This window comes from Caulobacter mirabilis (assembly GCF_002749615.1).
In the GTDB taxonomy this organism is placed as follows: Bacteria; Pseudomonadota; Alphaproteobacteria; order Caulobacterales; family Caulobacteraceae; genus Caulobacter; species Caulobacter mirabilis.
On record NZ_CP024201.1, the window covers coordinates 2,987,574 to 3,006,618 of the forward strand.

General features: G+C 70.1%; 17 protein-coding genes. 9 read left to right on the forward strand and 8 right to left on the reverse strand.

Annotation, left to right across the window (positions count from 1 at the left end; genetic code table 11):
- A complete protein-coding gene (locus CSW64_RS14270) occupies positions 1 to 3,027 on the reverse strand; it encodes a TonB-dependent receptor domain-containing protein (RefSeq protein WP_245863710.1) in 3,027 nt (1,008 codons plus the stop codon).
- A 342-nt stretch (positions 3,028 to 3,369) separates the two neighbouring features.
- On the opposite strand from CSW64_RS14270, the gene CSW64_RS14275 reads away from it, so the two are divergent.
- Together CSW64_RS14275 and cml are read left to right on the forward strand one after the other, a co-directional pair.
- Positions 3,370 to 5,040 carry a lytic transglycosylase domain-containing protein gene (locus CSW64_RS14275; RefSeq protein WP_245863711.1) on the forward strand — a complete coding sequence of 557 codons (1,671 nt, stop codon included), beginning with the start codon at positions 3,370 to 3,372 and terminating at the stop codon, positions 5,038 to 5,040.
- 139 nt (positions 5,041 to 5,179) lie between these two features.
- Positions 5,180 to 6,367 carry a CmlA/FloR family chloramphenicol efflux MFS transporter gene (gene cml, locus CSW64_RS14280; protein ID WP_099622742.1) on the forward strand — a complete coding sequence of 396 codons (1,188 nt, stop codon included), beginning with the start codon at positions 5,180 to 5,182 and terminating at the stop codon, positions 6,365 to 6,367.
- On the opposite strand, the gene CSW64_RS14285 is transcribed toward cml, so the two are convergent.
- Both CSW64_RS14285 and CSW64_RS14290 read right to left on the reverse strand, forming a co-directional pair.
- Complete coding sequence (locus CSW64_RS14285; RefSeq protein WP_099622743.1) at positions 6,364 to 6,831, reverse strand: glycosyltransferase; 468 nt, start codon at positions 6,829 to 6,831, stop codon at positions 6,364 to 6,366. The two genes, cml and CSW64_RS14285, sit on opposite strands and share 4 nt — an antisense overlap.
- A complete protein-coding gene (locus CSW64_RS14290) occupies positions 6,828 to 7,397 on the reverse strand; it encodes a hypothetical protein (RefSeq protein ID WP_150131421.1) in 570 nt (189 codons plus the stop codon). The genes CSW64_RS14285 and CSW64_RS14290 overlap by 4 nt, the downstream gene beginning before the upstream one ends.
- A 113-nt stretch (positions 7,398 to 7,510) precedes the next feature.
- On the opposite strand from CSW64_RS14290, the gene CSW64_RS14295 reads away from it, so the two are divergent.
- Complete coding sequence (locus tag CSW64_RS14295; RefSeq protein ID WP_099622745.1) at positions 7,511 to 8,584, forward strand: PA0069 family radical SAM protein; 1,074 nt, start codon at positions 7,511 to 7,513, stop codon at positions 8,582 to 8,584.
- Positions 8,585 to 8,701: 117 nt separating this feature from the next.
- Here CSW64_RS14295 and CSW64_RS14300 read toward each other — a convergent pair whose 3' ends face one another.
- Positions 8,702 to 9,892 carry a class I SAM-dependent RNA methyltransferase gene (locus tag CSW64_RS14300; protein WP_425430379.1) on the reverse strand — a complete coding sequence of 397 codons (1,191 nt, stop codon included), beginning with the start codon at positions 9,890 to 9,892 and terminating at the stop codon, positions 8,702 to 8,704.
- A gap of 242 nt (positions 9,893 to 10,134) precedes the next feature.
- On the opposite strand from CSW64_RS14300, the gene CSW64_RS21845 reads away from it, so the two are divergent.
- From CSW64_RS21845 to CSW64_RS14315, 3 genes are all read left to right on the forward strand, one after another.
- Positions 10,135 to 10,554, forward strand: a complete 420-nt coding sequence (locus CSW64_RS21845; protein WP_245863712.1) for a glycine zipper 2TM domain-containing protein — start codon at positions 10,135 to 10,137, stop codon at positions 10,552 to 10,554.
- 89 nt (positions 10,555 to 10,643) lie between these two features.
- Positions 10,644 to 11,243 carry a glycine zipper 2TM domain-containing protein gene (locus tag CSW64_RS14310; protein ID WP_099622746.1) on the forward strand — a complete coding sequence of 200 codons (600 nt, stop codon included), beginning with the start codon at positions 10,644 to 10,646 and terminating at the stop codon, positions 11,241 to 11,243.
- A gap of 108 nt (positions 11,244 to 11,351) precedes the next feature.
- A complete protein-coding gene (locus CSW64_RS14315) occupies positions 11,352 to 11,990 on the forward strand; it encodes a hypothetical protein (protein ID WP_099622747.1) in 639 nt (212 codons plus the stop codon).
- Here the strand turns inward: CSW64_RS14315 and CSW64_RS14320 are convergent.
- Positions 11,938 to 12,702, reverse strand: a complete 765-nt coding sequence (locus tag CSW64_RS14320; RefSeq protein WP_099622748.1) for a TlyA family RNA methyltransferase — start codon at positions 12,700 to 12,702, stop codon at positions 11,938 to 11,940. The genes CSW64_RS14315 and CSW64_RS14320 overlap by 53 nt on opposite strands.
- A 267-nt stretch (positions 12,703 to 12,969) precedes the next feature.
- Positions 12,970 to 14,460, reverse strand: coding sequence for a glycerol kinase GlpK (gene glpK, locus CSW64_RS14325; protein ID WP_099622749.1), 1,491 nt, complete (start codon positions 14,458 to 14,460; stop codon positions 12,970 to 12,972).
- Positions 14,461 to 14,557: 97 nt separating this feature from the next.
- Between glpK and CSW64_RS14330 the strand changes: the two genes are divergently transcribed.
- The 3 genes from CSW64_RS14330 (at position 14,558) to CSW64_RS14340 (ending at position 17,036) form a co-directional block, all read left to right on the forward strand.
- Positions 14,558 to 15,670 carry a DUF2336 domain-containing protein gene (locus tag CSW64_RS14330; RefSeq protein WP_342745815.1) on the forward strand — a complete coding sequence of 371 codons (1,113 nt, stop codon included), beginning with the start codon at positions 14,558 to 14,560 and terminating at the stop codon, positions 15,668 to 15,670.
- Positions 15,670 to 16,449, forward strand: coding sequence for an NAD kinase (locus CSW64_RS14335; RefSeq protein WP_099622750.1), 780 nt, complete (start codon positions 15,670 to 15,672; stop codon positions 16,447 to 16,449). The genes CSW64_RS14330 and CSW64_RS14335 overlap by 1 nt, the downstream gene beginning before the upstream one ends.
- A 101-nt stretch (positions 16,450 to 16,550) precedes the next feature.
- Positions 16,551 to 17,036 carry an Hpt domain-containing protein gene (locus CSW64_RS14340; protein WP_099622751.1) on the forward strand — a complete coding sequence of 162 codons (486 nt, stop codon included), beginning with the start codon at positions 16,551 to 16,553 and terminating at the stop codon, positions 17,034 to 17,036.
- A gap of 10 nt (positions 17,037 to 17,046) precedes the next feature.
- Here the strand turns inward: CSW64_RS14340 and CSW64_RS14345 are convergent, their stop codons facing one another.
- Together CSW64_RS14345 and spbR are read right to left on the reverse strand one after the other, a co-directional pair.
- Positions 17,047 to 17,832: an NUDIX hydrolase gene (locus tag CSW64_RS14345; protein WP_099622752.1), complete on the reverse strand. Its 786-nt coding sequence runs from the start codon at positions 17,830 to 17,832 to the stop codon at positions 17,047 to 17,049.
- A 38-nt stretch (positions 17,833 to 17,870) separates the two neighbouring features.
- A complete protein-coding gene (gene spbR / locus CSW64_RS14350; protein WP_099622753.1) occupies positions 17,871 to 19,010 on the reverse strand; it encodes a SpbR family protein in 1,140 nt (379 codons plus the stop codon).
- Positions 19,011 to 19,045 lie beyond the last annotated feature (35 nt).

Below are 19,045 nucleotides of genomic sequence, written 5' to 3' on the forward strand. Positions count from 1 at the left end.
CTAGAAGCGCTTCGAGATCGAGAGGAAGGCCCGACGACCGAAGTAGTCGTACTGCGAGGCCAGCACCGAGTAACCGGTGGTGCTGTACTGGCCGAGGTTCAACGTCGTCAGCGCCGGCGGCGCTTCGTCGAAGATGTTCGCCATGCCGGCTGTAACCGTCCAGGTGTCGAACTTCTTGCGCACCGACGCCGAATGGTAGGCGGTGAACTCGGTCTGGATCTTGTACCGGGTCGTCGGCGGGATGCCGGGGCCGGCCGGGTTGTTGTGATCGTTGATATCCTCGGCTTCCGACGCCTTGCCGATCATGTCGACGCCCCAGAACGCGGTCCAGTCGCCCCGCTCGAAGCGGAACTGCAGGTTGCCGACGAAGTCCGGGTCGCCCACATCGCCGTTGGTGTCGACGGTGTTGCCGGGGAACAGAGCGGTCTGGTCCTCAAGCTGCCAGCTGAACTGGGAGTCGAAGGTGAACCGGCCGAAGTCGAACTCGTGCTCGTAGCGGACCGTCAGGTCGATGCCGCGGTTCATCTGGTTCGCGATGTTGATGTAGCGGTCGCGGACCTGGGTGATGAGCTTGCTGGTCGAGTTCCGGGTGAACTGGCTGCAGACCGGATCGGTCGGGAACGTTTCCGAATTGTAGCAGATCCGCAGAATGTTCGCGCCGCCCAGCCGGGTGACCTCGTCGTTGACCTCGATCTCGTAGTAGTCGAGCGCCACGCTCAGGTCGATGAAGCTCGGCGTCCAGATCACCCCGATGGTCGTGGCTTCGGACGTTTCGGCTTCCAGGGTGCCCTTGCCGCCGCCGGTGACGATCTCGGCGCTGGTGGGGCCGCCGATGTAGTTGCCCGGCACGCCGCCGCCCGGTCCCGCCGCCGAGGCGCAGTTGTCGGCCATCCGCTGCGAAATCCGGAACAGGTCCAGGGCCGCCTGCCAGTTGATGCAGGGGTCGACGACGCGCTGGCCCTGGAAACCGGTCTGGTTCGCCAGGTACAGCTCGAACAGCGCCGGGGCGCGGAACGAGGTGCCGCGGGTGGCGCGGACCCGCCAGGACGGCGTGATCTGCCAGTTCAGACCGACCTTGTAGGTCGAGTTGTCGCCGTAGCTCTTGACGTCGGTCCAGCGGCCCGACAGCGACAGCGACAGATCCTCAATGCCCGGCAGGCCCTTCACCAGCGGAACCGACAGCTCGCCAAAGAGCTCGGTCGTGGTGTCCTTGCCCTTGGTGATGCCCGCGCCGGTCAGACCCCAGCTGTTGCTGGCCAGAGTGACCGCGCCGGGCTTGTCGTTGATCTCGTCCCGACGATAGTGGAAGCCGAAGGCCGCGCCCAGCGGACCGGCCGGCAGCTTCCAAAGGTCGCCCGACACCGTGCCTTCCAAGACCTTCTGGGTATAGACGGTGTTGCCGGTTTCACGGTCGAAGTAGAAAGCCTTCTCGGCGTCGGTGAGCTTGCCGGCCATGAAGTCGCCGGTCAGCCAGTTGACGTCGATGCAGTTGCGGCCGCTGATCGCCAGCTTGGTGCCGGCGCAGAGGCTGGACGCGGTCCGGAATTCCGAGGCCGACACCGCTTCCTTCAGGATCACATCCTGGGTGTAGTCGCCGTCCGAGCGGCTGAGCTGGGTGAAGATGTCCCAATCCCATCCGGCCGCGAAGTCGCCGAACGAGCCGCGCAGGCCGCCGACGACACGGCCGTAGTCGACCTGCTGTTCTGCGTCGAAATGGTCGGTGATGGCCGTCGGGCTCATGTAGAAGTCGCCGAAGAAGCCCGTGCTGAGCGGGTCGCCGGCGCCGAAGGCGTCGCTCGTATAGGTGTAGGTCCAGAACTGGCGGAAGCCGTTCGTCTTCGAGGACCGGCGGTTCAGCAGCAGTTCGCCGTAGGCCTCGATGTTCGGCGTCAGGTCGTAGCCGCCCTGGACGAACACCGTCATGCGCTCGGTCTCAGGAATCAGCGACGAATCCTGAATGAACGGATGGTTCATGTTGACCACGCCGAGCGTGGCGGAACCGGGCGCGCCGTAGTCGGCGAAGTACCAGGTCGACGGCGCGACGAGGCGGCCGTCGGGCGACGGGCCAGGCCCGGTCGGATAGTTGGCTGGGACGCGCGGGATGTATTGCCCGAGGTTCCCGCCGTAGTCGTACTGCAGCTTGGCGCCGACCGGCAGAGGCGCAGCGCCGGAGAAGTCGTACAGCCACAGCTGGCCCCAGGGCGTGTCGCGGCAAGCGGGCTTGCCGGTGCGCGGGTCGATCAGGTCGCTGCGCGCGCCGGTCGTGTAGTTGGTGATGTACTGCACCGGACAGTTGGTGAAGTCGCGGTCGCCGACCTTCTGTTCCTTCTGCAGGAAGTAGTCGGCGGACACGCTGACGTAGCCCCGGTCGAAGGTCTTGCCCCAGGAGCCGCTGACCCGATAGGTCTCGCCGCCCTGTTCGAACGGCTGGCTCGCGAAGGCCTCGATCTCGGCGCTGTCGCGGTTGGTCTTGGTGATGATGTTGACGACGCCGGCGACGGCGTCGGAACCGTAGATCGAGGACGCGCCGTCCTTCAGGATCTCGATGCGGTCGACGGCCGATTGCGGGATGACGTTCAGGTCGAAGGCCGAAACCCCGCCGCGGGTGCCGGCCGGGCCGGCGCGGCGGCCGTTCAGCAGCACCAGGGTGCGGTTGGCGCCCAGGCCGCGCAGCGAGATCGTCGCGGCGCCCGGACCGCCGTCGGTCACGAAGGCCGACGACATCATGGCGTTGATCTGCGGCGAACCGGCCGCGACCGTCGAGGCTTGCAGCATGTCGGCGGTGTCGACCACGCCCTGCAGCGCCGCACCGTCCGACGAGATGACCTGGATCGGCGAAGTACTGGTGAATTCAGTGCGCTTGATCCGGGAGCCGGTGACGACGAGCGCCTCGACTTCCTTCTCTTCCTTGTCGCTTGCGGGCTGCGCCTGCTGCGAGGGCTGTTGCTGCTGCGGTTGCTGGCCTTCCTGCGCGAAGCCAACAGACGGAATGACGGCGATCGAAGTGGCGGCAAGGCCAGCGATCACGCTCGTTCCCATCAGGAACTTACGGTTCAACATCTTGTGCGATTTCCCCAATGATACCCGCGCGACGCTTGCCTCCAAGATGCCCCTCGGCGGTGCTTCGCGCTCAGGGGAAGCCTAACAGTTTCATGACACCCCACAACTACTCCGCCGCAATCCAGCCCCAAAAACGACTGTTTTCGCCCAGTTTTCGCGCACGCTGTTCCGCGAACGCCACAGTCGCGTCGCGCCCGGCGCCGGGCTTGAGAAAACTTCCCTAATCGACCGACGCGCATTACTGTCCGGAACCTCATCGGAGAAGGGAACGCGCTGCCCGTATCGGGCGGGTCGCGCGGACAGGACAGCATGGCGGCAAGTCCGCGAACGCTGCTCATGGCCCTGGCCGTGACGGCGTCGGCGACAATCGGGGGGTACGAAGCGCGGGCGGCGACCGCCGATGTGCTGTCACCCATGGATGTGAAGGCCTATCGCGAAGCCTTCGCCGCCGCCGCGCGTGGCGACTTCGACGCCGCCGATCGCAGCCTCGCGCGCGTCAAGGACGAGTCCCTGGCCGGCCATCTGGCGCTGCAGAAACTCATGCATCCGACGGCTCACAAGGCCGAGTACGAAGAGCTGACCGACTGGCTGAAGGCCTACGGCGACCATCCGGGCGCCGACCGGGTCTACGCCCTGGCGCTGAAGCGCAAGCCCGCCGGAGCCGCCGAACCTCGCGCGCCCGCTTTCGTCGAGGCCAGCCGCGGCTGGGCCCGGGTCGAGAGCGCCGCCAGCCGCGCCGCTGGACCGGCCACCGCCGACCGCGACCGCCAGGCGCGCGAAGCCTACTACTCCGGCGAGATCGAACGCGCGCTGGCGCTGGCCCCCGCGGCGGGCAACGCCTGGATCGCCGGCCTCTCCGCCTGGCGGTTGGGCCGCTACGAAGACGCCCGAAATTTCTTCCGGGCCGTCGCCGTCGACGAGGACGAGGACGATTGGCTGCGCGCCGGCGGCGCCTTCTGGGCGGCGCGGGCGTCCCGGCGGCTGGGCGACGCGCCTCAGGCGGCGGCCTTCCTGCGCATGGCGGCCCGCACCCCGCACAGCTTCTACGGCATGATCGCCCAGCGCAGCCTGGAGCTGGGCGAGAAGGAACTGGCTTCCGTCGAATCCTACGCCCGTCCCGTGTCGGCCAACGAGGGTTTGCTGATCCGCGTCGCGACCGCCCCGGCGCCGGCGCCGGCCGGACCCGCCGCGTTCGACGCGCTTCTGCAGAAGAACCCCCGTGCACGACGCGCGGCGGCGCTGATGCAGGTCGGCCGGCCGGCGGACGCGGGCCTGGAGCTGCGCGCCGGCCTCAGCAGTTGCAAGACCGCCGCCGAGCGCCGCCCCTGGGAGGCGCTGATCCTGGCGCTGAACGCCCCGATCACCAGCGCCGCCGACTCCAGCGCGCCGCCGCCGCTGGTCCAGGTCGCCCGTCGCAAACCTTCCCGCCCCAGCGCGCCGGTCAGCTATCCGACGCCGGATCTCTGGCCGGAGGGCGGCTGGACCCTGGACAAGGCCCTGGTCTACGCCCTGATCTGGAAGGAGAGCGGTTTCAACCCGTTCGCCGTCTCCGGAGCCGGCGCCATGGGACTGATGCAGGTCCGGCCGGTCGCCGCCGCCCGCGCCGCCGGGGACGACAAGCTGATCAGCAATCCGATGCCGCTGCTGGACGCCCCGACGAACCTGCGCGTCGGCCAGGACTACTTCACCTGGCTGATGGAGCGCGGACTGGGCGGCGGTCCGGAAGGCTACGACCTGCTCCGCGCCGTGGCGGCCTACAACGCCGGCGCCGGGACGGTGCTGAACACCCTCAAGAAGGTCGGCCCCGAGGCCGACACCCTGCTCGTCATCGAAAGCCTGCCGGCGCTGGAGACCCGCGACTATGTCGAGAAGGTCGCCGCCGCCTACTGGAGCTATCGCCGCAAGTTCGGCTCCGACACCCCGACCCTCGACGCCGTCGCCCGCGGCGAACGGCTGGTCGACATTCGCCTCGACCGCTAGACTGCCCGCCATGAGCGCCAAGTCCTCAGACCGCTAGGCCGCAACAAGACCTCGCTTCTTGTTGCGGCGTTCAAACTCCCTTCAGTCCTGAAGTCCGGAGGCGAACCGCCGCGAAATCCCCTTCGCGCGGAGACTTCTCGTGCCTGCTCAAAATCCGGGGCCGTCCTGGCCCCATGCGCTGCCGGCGGCCCTGCTGCTGATGGCGCCGTTCGATGTCCTGGCCTCCTTGGCCATGGACATCTACCTGCCCGTCGTTCCTTCGATGCCGGAGGCGCTGCGGACGACGCCGGCCGTCGTCCAGCTCACGCTCAGCCTCTACATGGTCGTCCTCGGCCTAGGGCAGCTGGCGTTCGGCCCCCTCTCCGACCGCATCGGCCGCCGGCCGGTGCTGCTGGGCGGCGGACTGCTGTTCGCCGTCGCCTCGTTCGGCCTGGCCCTGGCGCCGGACGCCGGCCTGTTCGTGGCTCTACGCCTGCTCCAGGCCGCGGGCGCCTCGGCCGCCCTGGTCGCGACCTTCGCCACGGTCCGCGACGTCTATGCCCAGCGACCGGAAGGAACGACGATCTACGCCGCCTTCGGAGCGATCCTGTCGTTCGTGCCGGCCCTGGGGCCGATTCTCGGCGCCCTGATCGCCGGCGGCCTGGGGTGGCGGGCGATCTTCGCGGCGCTGGGCGGCCTCGCCCTGCTCGCGCTCGCCAACGCCCTGCGGGGCTGGCGCGAGACCCTGCCGCCGCGGGTCGGCGCGGCCGGCCCGACGCCGCAAGCCATCCTGGCCAGCGGATCGTTCTGGACCTACACGCTCGGCTTCAGCGCGGCGATGGGCGCCTTCTTCGTCTTCTTCTCGACCGCCCCGCGCGTCCTCATCGACCAGGCGGGCTACTCGCAGCTGGGCTTCAGCCTCGCCTTCGCCACGGCGGCTCTCGTGATGATCGCGACCGCTCGGCTGGCGCGGCGCCTGGTCGAGCGCTGGGGCGTTCCTGGAACGCTGAAGCGGGGCCTGGCGCTGATGCTCCTCGGCGCGGGCCTGCTGGCGGCCGGACAGGTCGTCCTGGCGGCCTCGTTCGCGAGCTTCGTCGCGCCGATGTGGGTGGTCTGCGTCGGTCTGGTGCTGGTCGTGTCGGTCAGCGCCAACGGCGCCCTGGCCGCCTTCGGCGCCGGCGCCGGCCTGGCGACGGCGCTGTACTTCGCGATCCAGAGCCTGATCGTCGGAACGCTGGGAACGCTGGCGGTCATGGCCCTGGGCGGCGACACGGCCTGGCCGCTGGTCGGCTGGTGCCTGCTCCTGCCGCTGACGGTGCTGGGCCTCCTGCGCCGCCTCAAGACCTAGGCCGGCAGGGCGCGGGCGTTGAGGCGGCGGACAGGCCCCGGCCGCCCCCAACGCTCGCGCTCGACCAGCAGGCCATGTTCGGGTCGGGGCGGCCCCATCTCGGCCAGGCCCTCGCGGAGACGGGCCCAAAGTCCCTGTCCTTCGACGGCGGGGCGGAAGGCGGCGGCCACGCCAGGGCGGCGATCGACATGCAGCGCCGCCTCGGCTTCCCAGCCCGGCTCCAGCCGGACCGTCGGCGGCAGCACCAGCAGCCACTCGCCCTTGGCGTCGGCCGCCGCCGCCTCGACGGTCGCCGCCACGCGGGCGCCGGCGTCGTCGGCGATCGCCAGCGTGGCGTCGGTCGAGCCCTCGTCGGCGACGATCACCTCGCGCACCAGGCCGCTCACCGCCGCAGGCACCAGCGCCGCCAGGCAGGCCGGCAGGACCTTCGCCGAGTTCCGGGTCGCGATGATCACGCTGATCATCGGCCGGCCTTGGGGGCCCTGCCGCCGAGCGCCTCGCGCTGGGCGGCCACGGCCAGCGCGTGGACGTGGTCGGGTTCGTCGATGTCGTGGAAGGCCGGCGCCAGGACCTGGCCCGCTCCGGGCCAGCTGGGCGGCACCATGGTGTAGAAGATCGCGGTCGAACCGAAGTGGACCGCCCCTCGCCCCTTGAAACCGGCCTGCAGGCGGATTTCCGGCATCGCCGTCAGGTCGACCGATCGGACGCGCGACCGCAGCAGCCCGCTCTCGATCACGGCCCGCTCGCTGGTCAGGGTGTAGCGCGTCTTCCGGCGGCCGACGACGTCGACCAGGAAACGGCCGACCAGCGCGTACAGCCCGATCAGCAGGAACAGGCCGAACACCACAAAGGCGGCTGGCCGGAATTCGGCGACCTCGCCCGTCGACGCCACCAGTCCCGACAGCAGCACGACCAGCAGCCAGAAGGCCGCGAAAGGGACCGCGATGACGTCCTGGGGCAGAAAGCGCAGGCCCTGCGCGGGCCGGCCCTGCCACAGAACCGTCTCGCCGGGCGCGATACGGAGACTCATGGCCGCATCCATAGCGTGCGCCGGTTCTATTGCCAGGGGAAATCCCGTTCGGCCGCAAGCCCAAGGCAATGATTTGTTCTTGTTATGTTCTTATTGAGGGTTAGGATGAGCGCATGTCCTCCACCCCGCCCCTCATCAAGGGCCGAGGCGCGCGCAGCAACGCCACCGGCCGGTTCGAAAGCCGCATCCGCGAGGCCTTCGACGACGGCTGGACGCTGGAGGATCCGGAGCCCGCCCAGCTGACGACGGTGGTTCTGCCGGACAAGGCCAAGACCATCATCAACCGCAACAACAGCCCGGACATCGGCTTCGACCGGTCGATCAATCCCTATCGGGGCTGCGAGCACGGCTGCATCTACTGCTTCGCCCGGCCCAATCACGCCTATCTCGGCCTGTCGCCGGGGTTGGACTTCGAAAGCCGGCTGTTCTTCAAGCCCGAAGCGGCCAAGCTGCTGACGGCTGAGCTGTCCAAACCCGGCTACAGGCCCCGCTACATCCAGGTCGGCGCCGACACCGACCCTTACCAGCCGCTCGAGCGACGACTGCGCGTGACCCGTCAGGTGCTGGAGGTGCTGCAGGCCTTCCGTCATCCCTTCAGCGTCATCACCAAGTCGAACCTGATCAGCCGCGACGCCGACATCCTGGGCGAGATGGGCCGCGCCGGCCTGGCCCGGGCGGCGATCTCGATCACCACCCTGGACCGCAGGATCGCCCGCAGCATGGAGCCGCGCGCCGCGACGCCGCAGCGCCGCCTGGATGCGGTCCGTGCGCTGAGCGAGGCCGGCTGCCCGGTGACGGTGATGTTCGCGCCCGTGGTGCCCGGCTTGACCGACCACGAACTGGAGGCGGTTCTGGAGGCGGCCGCGGCCCATGGCGCGACTTCGGCAGGCTACGTCATGCTGCGCCTGCCGCTGGAGATCGCCGACCTGTTCCAGGAATGGCTGGCGACCGACCACCCCGACCGCGCCGATCGGGTGATGTCGCTGGTCCGTCAGATGCGGCGCGGCAAAGCCTACACCTCCGACTGGGGCGTCCGCGGCCGCGGCGAAGGCCCGCTGGCTGAGCTGGTCTCCGCGCGCTTCCGGGCGGCGCGGAAACGCTACGGCCTGGACGGCCCCAGGATGGAGGCCGACCTGACCCAGTTCAGGATCCCGCCCAAGGCCGGGGATCAGATGAGCCTGTTCTAGGGTGCTCCCCCATGGGGGAGCTGTCGGCGCGTAGCGACGACTGAGGGGGTCATGGGCGCTTCAGCAGCCCCCTCCGTCCCGGCTTCGCCGGGCCACCTCCCCCAGGGGGGAGGGTCGTCAGCGCGAGAACACCGCCACCAGCTCCACATGCGGAGACCACAGGAACTGGTCCACCGGACGCAGCCGCTCCAGCGTGAAGCCGGCGTCGACCAGGACGCGGGCGTCCCGCGCGAAGGTCGCCGGATTACAGGACACCGCCACCACCCGCGAGGCCTTCGACGCCGCGATCTCGCGGGTCTGTTCCAGGGCGCCGGCGCGAGGAGGGTCGAAGACCACCGCATCGATCTTGCCAAGCTCCGCCGCCGTCACGGGCCGGCGGGAAAGGTCGCGGGTCTCGGCCTCGATCGGCTTCAGCCCCGGCGCCGTGGCGATGGCGGCGCGCAGCGCGGCGATCGCCGGGCCCGCCGCATCCGCCGCCAGCACCGACGCGACCTGAGCCAGACGGAAGGTGAAGGTGCCGACGCCGCAGTACAGGTCGGCGACCCGCTTGGCGCCCTGCACGGCCTCGACCGCCATCTCGGCCATCGCCGCCTCGGCCTGGGGCGTCGCCTGCAGAAAAGCGCCGGCCGGCAGGGCGACCAGGGCCGGACCAAGGCGGACCACCGGCTGGCGCAGCTGGTAGACGGTTTCGCCCGCCAGGGTCACCCGCGCCATGTCGCCGGCCGAAGCCGCCTCGGCGGCGCGCATCCGGGCGTCGGCCGACAGGCCGCCGCTCTTGCGCTCAATGCCGGTGACATCGACGTCCAGCCCCGTGCCCGTCCAGGTCACATGCAGGGTCGGGGCCGACTTGGGATGCTCCAGGAACGGCTCGGCCAGCGCCCGCAGCGCCGGCAGGGCCGCGACGAGTCGCGGGTCAGAGATCGGGCATTCCTCGATGTCGACCAGCGACCAGCTGCGCCGTTCCTTGAAGCCCAGCCGGACCGGCGCGCCCTTCCCGCCCTTGCGGGCGTGTAGCGCCAGGCGACGGCGCGACCCCGGGGGCGATGCGAAGGTCGGCAGAATCTCTGTGTCGAGCCGTTCCTTCCCCAGCACGAAACGAACCTGCTCGCCCTTCCAGTCGAGATAGGGCGCGCTCGCCCAATGCTGCAGCGCGCAGCCGCCGCAATGGCCGAAGTGCCGGCACGCGGGATCGACCCGGTCGGCGCTGGGGCTCAGAATCTCGACCGCCTCGGCCCGATCGCCCTCCCGCCGCGCGCGGACGCGCTCGCCCGGAAGGGTCAGCGGAACATAGACCGGCCCTGCGGCCATGCCGTCGCCCTGAACGCCCACGCGTGTGACTTCGATGTCGACGATATCGGCCAACCGACTCTCCAGAGGGAACTTCCGCTCCCCCGTAACATTATGGCGCAGCAAACGGCGGGTTTTCCGTCGTCTGAATGAACATGAACGAAGATGAACGGGTCACTCAACGAGCGTTCAGGAACGATCCGCCATCTTCGCACCATGAACGACAGGCACAGACCTGTAACGGAAGTAGAAGGAGACGCGTCGTGCGCACCATCCTGACCCTTACCGCGGCCCTCGCCATCGCCGCGCCGGCCCTTGCGGTCCCGACCTTCGCCGAAGCGCAGTCCTCGCGCTCCTACGGCCGCGGCGACATCTGCAGGCAGGAGAAGAAGAGCGCCGGCAACAAGGGCACCATCACCGGCGGCCTGATCGGCGGCGCCCTGGGCGCGGTCGTCGCCGGCAAGGGCGCCAAGACAGAAGGCGCCCTGCTCGGCGGCACCGTCGGCGCGATCGCCGGCAACCAGATCGCCAAGAACAACGTCCGCTGCTCGGACTATCCCGATCGTATCAGCAGCCGCCGCGACAACTGCCGTTGGGTGCAGGAGTACTACGGCGGCAGCTGGCACAGCTTCGAAGTCTGCCGCAACCGCAACGGCGAGTGGCGGCCCAGCGGCCGAGGTTAACCGGCCATCGTAAAGCCTAGAGGCGGCCGGGGCTGACCCGGCCGCTCCCCCAATAGAGCATCCTTGAGAATCCCCCTGGAGACCCTGCCATGACCTCCCGTTCCATCCTGACCCGCGGCGTCGTCGGCCTGGCCGGCGCGGCTCTGCTGGCCGGCGCCTTCGCGGTCCCCTCGATCGCCTCGGCGCAGACCTATCGTCCCGCCTACCAGAACGACCGCTACTACGACCCCTGCCGTCGCGACCAGGTGAACCGCGGCACCGGCGGCGCCCTGGTGGGCGGCGGCCTCGGCGCCCTGGCGGGCTCCAGCATCGCCGGCCGCGGCGCCAAGACCGAGGGCGCGGTCCTCGGCGGCATCCTTGGCGCGGTGATCGGCAGCAACGTCGGCAAGTCCGGCGCCGCCTGCGACAGCGCCTATGATCCGTCCTACCGCGGCTCGCGCACGGGCTACTACGACACCTACCCGCGCGACGGCTACTACGGCTACCAGGAGCCCAGCTATCAGCAGGGCGGCTACTACGACGATCGCTACAGCCGTGACGACTACTACGTCGCCCCGGTGACCCAGGCTCCGACGGCGGACAACTGCACGCTGGCCGAGAGCCCGATCTACCTCCCCGACGGCCGCACCCAGAAGCGCTTCGTGCGCGTCTGCCGCGACGCCCGGGGCAACTACCAGGTTGTCGACTAAGCAACCCGCTTCGCAAACAGACTTCCAGGCCGTCCGCTCCCTGCGGGCGGCCTTTTTCTTTGCCGCCGGCCAATGTTCAGGCATCGTGCGCCTTCGGGGAGCACGATCATGCGGAAACTGCTGACGGCCGCCTTCGCGGCGACGGTCCTGTTGGCCGGCGAGGCCCAGGCCTGCGCCCGCCTCGGCTTTACCCCCTTCTACCTGGAAGGCCGGGCGCGCACGCCGGACGGCGAATGGCGCTCGACCTGGATGGAGGCGGACGACACCAAGGTCCGGTTCGAGCAGGCCCATCCCGCGACGCCATGGGGTCGCCTGGCCGTGGCCGGCGACACCAAGGAAGGCCATGCCGAGGTGTTTCCGGTCGCCGCGGACGCCAAGCGGATTCCCGACGACGCTCGCGTGGCCTGGAAGACATCGCTGGCCGACGGACTTGCCGAGCTCCAGGTGACCACCGGCGTCTTCGACTGGTGGCCTGGCCGTCGGGACGGCCCCAAGCTCCGCGTCAACGACATCCCCTGCCAGATGCTGACCGAAACAGACGACACTCGCGGCAACACCATCTGCCTTGCCGACGGCAACGTCCCCGTCCTCGTCAAGGACCCGGCCGGCCGGCCGCTCTTCGAGGCGACGCGCGTGATCATGCGGCCGGCCGACCCGGCCCGCTTCAGCGCGCCTTCGACCTATCCCCGGACGACTAGGAAGCCGAAGTACCTCTGGAACTGGGGCTGCGATCGTTCCGCGCCCTGAGCAGGAACTCACGGTTGCCGTCGCCGCCGGCGACCGGGCTGTCGGCCGTGGCCAGGACGGTCCAGCCGATGCACTCCAACCAGGCCGCGACGTCGGCCAGAGCCTGGATTCGCGCCGCCTCGTCCTTGACAATGCCGCCCTTGCCGACGTTGTCCCGGCCAACCTCGAACTGCGGCTTCACCAGGGCCACCAGCTCGGCGCCCGGCCGCGCCAGGGCCAGCGCCGCCGGCAGCGCCTTGGCCAGGGAGATGAAGGAGACATCCGTGACGATCAGGTCCGGCGCCTCGGGAACCAGGCTCGCATCGAGGATCCGTGCGTCCGTCCCGGACAGCTCGACCACCCGCGGATCGCTGGCCAGGGACGGATGCAACTGCCCGGCCCCGACATCGACGGCGTAGACCTTCGCCGCGCCCCGGCTGAGGACCACCTGGGTGAAGCCGCCTGTCGAGGCCCCGACATCCAGCACGACCCGCCCCGCGACCTCGACCGGCCACAGGGTCAGCGCGTGATCCAGCTTCAGCCCGCCGCGTCCGACCCAGGGGTGCGCGGCCTCGGCGTTGATCTCGGCGGCCTCGTCGACGGCTTCGGAGGCCTTGCCGACCACCTTGCCGTCGGCCGTCACCCGCCCGGCCTCGATCGCCGCGCGCGCCTTGGCCCGACTGTCGAACAGTCCGCGCTCGACGAGGATGAGATCGATCCGCTTGCGGCTCATGGGGCGGTTATGGCGAGACGAAACCGTCGCGTCATCCCCCTTCCACACGTCATCCTCGCGCTCGTCGCGAGGACCCATGCGTGATGCGGCGGACCGGTTCGCGAAGTCCTTCAACAGCCGTGTTCATGGGTCGTCGGAACAAGTCCGACGATGACGGAAAAGGGCGAGCCGCCACGCTTCGCCAGGGACATGCTCCGAAGGTGCGTGTCCCCGTCTCGGCGCACACACGCGGGGGACACGCACCCTGCGGCAGCATGTCCCTGCTTCCTAGGCCCGCACCCGGGGCACCGCGTCGAGCCACCGCGCGTAGGCGCTCTCGCGGCGGTGCGTGTCGTCGGAAGGCTGCAGCAGCGTCGCTTCCGGCCGGGCCGAGGCCGCCTCCTCCAGGCTCGCGAACAGGCCCGCGCCCAGGCCCGCGAACAGGGCCGCGCCCAGGGCCGTGGTCTCGTGATAGCTGGCGCGCAGCACCGGCAACCCGGTCAGCTCGGCCAGACGCTGGCTGAACCAGGCGCTCTTGGCCATGCCGCCGTCGATGCGCAGCTCGGCGCCGTCGTGGAAGGCGGCGGGCGCGTCGGCGCGCATCGCCTCGACCAGGTCCCGGGTCTGCAGGGCGCAGGCGTCGAAGGTCGCCGCGGCGATCTCCGCCTCGCCGCTGTCGCGGGTCAGGCCGAAGATGGCGCCCCGCGCGTCGGGATCCCACCAGGGCGCGCCAAGGCCCGTGAACGCGGGCACCACGACCACGCCGTGGTCGGGCCGCGCGGTGCGGGCCAGGGCCTCGACCCCCTGCGGTCCGCCGGCCAAGCCCAGCCGCTCGTTCAGCCACTGGATCGCCGCGCCGGCCACGAAGATCGAACCTTCCAGCGCATAGGTCGTCCTGCCGCCGACCCGCGCCGCCACCGTGGTCAGCAGCCGCGAACGGCTGACCGGCCGCCCTTCGCCGGCGTTCAGCAGCATGAAGCAGCCGGTGCCGTAGGTCGCCTTCATCTCGCCGGGACGGATGCACCCCTGCCCCATCAGCGCCGCCTGCTGGTCGCCGGCCACGCCCCGGATCGGGATCGCGCGGCCGATGATCTCCGGCTCGGTCTCGCCGTAGTCGCCGGCGCAGTCGAGCACTGTCGGCAGCAGCGACCGCGGCACGTTCAGCAGGGTCAGCAACTCCTCCGACCAGGCCTGGGCCTCGATATCGAACAGCAGGGTGCGCGAGGCGTTGGTGGCGTCGGTGGCGTGGACCCGCCCGCCGGTCAGCTTCCAGATCACCCAGCAGTCCATGGTTCCGGCCAGCAGCTCGCCGCGCTCGGCCCGAGCGCGGGCGCCGGGGACGTTGTCCAGCAGCCAGGCGATCTTGGTGCCCGAGAAATAGGGGTCCAGCAGCAGGCCGGTGATCTCGGTGACCCGCGGCTCGGCTCCGCCCTTGGCCAGCGCCTCGCAGCGGTCGGCGGTGCGGCGATCCTGCCAGACGATGGCCGGATGGATCGGGCGGCCGGTGGCCTTGTCCCAGATCACCACCGTCTCGCGCTGATTGGTGACGCCGATGGCGGCGATGTCGTCCAGCCGGCCGGTCTTCTCCGCCGTCTCGCGCAGCACCGCCGCGCAGGCGTTCCAGATCTCCTCGGCGTCGTGCTCGACCCAGCCGTCGTGCGGATAGCTCTGGCGCAGCGGCCGGCCGGCGTCGGCCAGGGCGCGACCCTGGCGGTCGAAGGCGATCGCCCGGGTGCTAGTCGTTCCCTGGTCCAGAGCCAGAATCACCGGTTCGCCCATGGCTTTCGACTCCCTCTGCCTTTGCCCCTGGTTTAAGCATGTTTTCATGGGGCAGGTGCAGGCTGCTTGCTCGCCCGATTCCGGGACAGGGACCGACGTGACCACCACCCTCGACGCCCAGGATCTGCTGCTGCTGGCTCAGAGCCGCCATCCGGCGGACCGGGAGCGGCTGCTCGTCGAGGTCGTCGACCTGTGCGACGCGGCCGAGGCGGACGCCCTGCGCAGCCCGGTCGCCCGCGAACTGGTCGGCGCGGTGTTCATGAAGCTCGTTGCCGAGGCCGAGCGCGATATCCGCCGCCGCCTGGCCGAGAAGATCGGCCCCGCCCCCTGGGCCCCGCCGGCGCTGGTCAATGTGCTCGCCCTGGACGAGATCGAGATCGCCGCCCCGGTCATCGCCTCCAGCCCCGTACTGCAGGATCACGACCTGATCCGGATGCTGGTCGAGTGCACGCTGGACCACCAGATCGCCATCGCCCGCCGCGGCCGGCTGGGCGCTCCGGTGATCGAGGCCATCCTCAAGCAGGAGGAGCCGGCGGTGCTGACCGCGCTGGCCGGCAACGACACCGCCGAGCTCACGCCCTCGGCGATGGAGCGGCTGGTCGAACATTCCCGCAAGATCGCCGCCATGCGCTCGCCGCTGGCCCGCCATCCGCGCCTGTCCTCAGACATGGCCCAGCGGCTGTACCTGTGGGTCGGGCAATCGCTGCGCTCGGCCCTGATCGGCCGCTTCCGGCTGGATCCGGAGATCATGGACGCCGAACTGGCCCTGGCCGTGCGCGAGGCTCACGCCGCCATCGACGGCCTGCCCCCGGCCCAGGCCCGCAGCGACGCCGAGCGCGAGGCCATGGAGGCCCGCCTGGTCGAGAAGCTGGCCGAGGGCGACCAGCTGAAGCCCGGCTATCTGCTGCGCGCCCTCCGCGAGGGCCGCCTGACCCTGTTCGTCGCCGCGCTGGCCAAGCTGGGCGGTTTCGAGCCTGAACACATCCGCCGCGCCATCGACAGCGACCGGCCGGAGCTGCTGGGTCTGGCCTGCGCCGCCATCGGCGTCGACCGCGGCGTGTTTCCGACCATCCTGGAGGCCGTCCGCGCCCTGAACCACGGCCGCCCCGGCGGCGGAGCCGAAGGCCAGCGCCGCGCGGCCGGCGCCTTCGGGCCGTTCGACGCCGACATCGCCGGCATGGCCTTCCGCCAGGCGGTCAAATCGGTCTGATGTTCAAGGCCCAGCCCTTCACCCGCCGCCTGACCTTCAAGGCCAGCGATCGGCCCGAGGCGCAGCAGGCGCGCGACCGCCTCATCGAGCGTTACGGCGACGCCGGCGACGAGGCCCAGGTGATCATCGCCCTGGGCGGCGACGGCTTCATGCTGGAGACGCTGCACGGCGAGGTCCGGGAGGGCCGCCCGATCTACGGCATGAACCGCGGCTCGGTCGGCTTCCTGATGAACGAGTACAGCGAGGACGATCTGCTCGAGCGGATCGCCGCCGCCGAGCGCGCGGTCATCCACCCGTTGGCCATGGTCGCCATCGACACCCGCCGCAAGCAGCACAAGGCGCTGGCGATCAATGAAGTGTCGCTGCTGCGCCAGACCCGTCAGACGGCCAAGCTGCGTATCTCGATCGACGGCAAGGTGCGGATGGCGGAGCTGGTCTGCGACGGCGCCCTGGTTTGCACGCCGGCAGGTTCGACCGCCTACAATCTCTCGGCCCATGGCCCGATCATCCCGATCGACGCCCGGGCCCTGGCCCTGACCCCGATCAGCGCCTTCCGGCCTCGCCGCTGGCGCGGCGCCCTGCTGCCCCACGGCGCCCGGGTGACCTTCGAGGTGCTGGAGGCCGACAAGCGCCCGGTCAGCGCCGTGGCCGACAATGTCGAGGTCCGCGACGTGGTCGAGGTGCATGTCGCCGAGGACCGCGGCGTCTCGCTGTCGATGATGTTCGACGCCGGCCGCAGCCTCGAGGAACGCGTCCTGACGGAACAGTTTTCCGCCTAGACCCCTGCGACAACCCGTCCCGAGGCAAAAATGTTCGTCTCACTCGTTGTTAACGACAGGCCGCTACCGTCATCGTCGTAAACGCCAGTGTGGAGGCGAGCGTGAGCGAAAATTCGACGGTCCAGGTCATCCAGGCCCCCAACACCCTTCGACAGAAGGTCGGCGGCCGGTTCGGCGGCATCGACGCCGCGGCCATCGCCAAAGCCGAGGCGGCGCTGAAGAGCCTCGCCGGCAACTTCGCCGCCTGGATGAACGACGAGCTGGTCAAGCTCGACGCCGCCCGTGCGCGCGTCCGGACCGAAGGCCTCAACATCGAGACGGCTGAGAGCCTCTATCTGCGCGCCCACGACCTGAAGGGCCTGGGCGCCACCTACGAGTTTCCCATCGTCACCCGCATCGCCGGCTCGCTGTGCAAGCTGATCGACGATCCGGACACCCGCCTCGACGCGCCGATGTTCCTGGTCGACGCCCATATCGACGCCATCAAGGCGGCGGTCCGCGGCGACATCCGCACCGACGACCATCCGGTGGGCAAGGCGCTGATCGAGGAACTGGAAGGCCGGGTCGCGACCTACGTCGCCGACTAGGCTTCCGCCACTAGGCCCGGATGCTGCTCAGCGGCTCGGTCACCGGGCCGTAGCCGGCGTCTTCGGGAATCACCAGCACGGCGCCCTCGGGCCGCTTCTCGACCTTGGGCAGGACCGTGACCAGGGTCCGAGCGGCGGCGCGGGCCGTTGCGTCGGCGGCGCTGGAGGCCTCGGCCAGCAGTTTCAGATTCATGCGGGTCGGGAAGATGATCGTCCGCTCGCCCGCCGCCTCGAGCCGAAGGGCCTCGGCCGGAGCGATCCATTCGGCGTCGACCGTCTCCCAGCCGTCGCAGACGGCCAGCTGTTCGCCCGTCGCCCGGACCACGTAGAACCAGGTGTCGAACCGCTTGGGCATCATGTCCGGCGTGATCCAGCGGGCGAAGGTCTCCAGCGCGCCCAGGTCCAGCTTCACGCCCAGTTCGCGCACCAAGGCCAGGAAGGAATGCCGCTCCTTGGCCACCGCCTCGCGCAGGGCCCCGGCGCGGTCGTCGCCGGCGAAGGGCGCGCCGTCGGCGTGGTTGGCGATGATGACGCCGGCTTCCTCGTAGGCCTCGCGGATGGCGGCGATGCGCAGCGGGCGTTCATCGGCCGCGACGGCGTCCCAGCCGGTCACGTGCTCTTCCCAGGCCGGATCGTGATCTCCGGCCGCGGTCTTGCCGCCCGGGAACACCAGCGCGCCCGAGGCGAAGTCGATCTGGTGGTGCCGCTTGACCATCAGCACCTCGAAGGCGGGTGCGTCCCGGACGAGCAGGATGGTGGCGGCGGGGCGGATGGCGGCGACGGCGGTATCGGTCATGCCGCCAGGATCGACATCAAACGAGCGTTCGGCAAGCCTCACGCCACGTCAGCGCTGCTCCGTCCGTCGCGGCCGATGCGGTCCATGCGCTCGAGCAGGTAGTCGACGTCCTCGCGGCCGGCCGACTGGGGCCGGGTCAGGAACCGTTGCAGCATCCGCTCCTGGAACCGCTCCCGGTCCCGCAGGCCGCCGTCGAACTCCATCGAATGCCAGGTGTCGACCCCGGCCCGGAAGGCCGCGAACAGCCGCGTCGGCAGGCCGGCGCGGTCGTAGATGGCGCGCAGGCCCAGGGCGCCGGCGTCGTGGATCATCAGCCAGGTGCGGTGATGCGGCACGCCGGCCAGCTCGGCCACGGCGCATTCGAAGAAGGTCATGTGGCCGTGCGCCAGGGCCCGCAGCAGCAGCGAGGGCGTCAGCCGCTGGGCCTTGTTCAAGTGCGCGGCGAAGGCCTTGGGATCTCCTGCCCGACCGGCCTGGTCGACCAGGTCGATCGTCGCCCGCTCCTTGGCCCCGATGGCGATCTCGACCGCCAGCTCCGGCGAGAGCATCTGGGTGTTGAGCAGGTGGTCGCGGATCTGGTCGCCGACCATGTCGATCAGCCGCTCGGTCACCGCCATCGGCAGTGCGTTGCGGTAGGCGATCGCGGCCAGGACCTGTTCGGATTTCTCGAAACGATCGATGGCCCGTTGCAGGGTCCGTTCGGAGACGGCGGCGTTGTCGTTGGCGCACAGCGTCTCGACGGCCGGCTCGGCGCCGTGGTCGACGATGGCGCCGGCGACCTTGTCCGACAGCTTGGGCCGCTTGGCGATGGCGACCTGCCGCACGGGCCCGCCGACGCGGACGATCTCGGCCAGGTCGTCGTCGGTGAACACCGGCGAGAAGTTCAGCACCGGCAGGGCGACCGATTCGACGTCACGGGCCAGCTTCAGCGCCACGTCGCGCGGCAGCACCGGCGAGTTCTTCAGGGTCACGGCCAGGGCGCGCCGGACCAGTTCGGCGGCGTCGACGGCCATCACCCGCAGGATTTCCTGGGCGTGCAGCCGTTCATCCTCGGTCAGCGCCTGACGGTCGATGGCCCGGCAGAGCTTGTGCGCGGCCACGGCCCGCTCGTCGGCCGTCGCGCCGCGCAGCAGGGTCCGGATGTCGATGTCGGTCAGCGCCGCCCGCGTCGTGCTCATGATCTCCACCTTCCCGAAGGAGCCGGTCGATCATG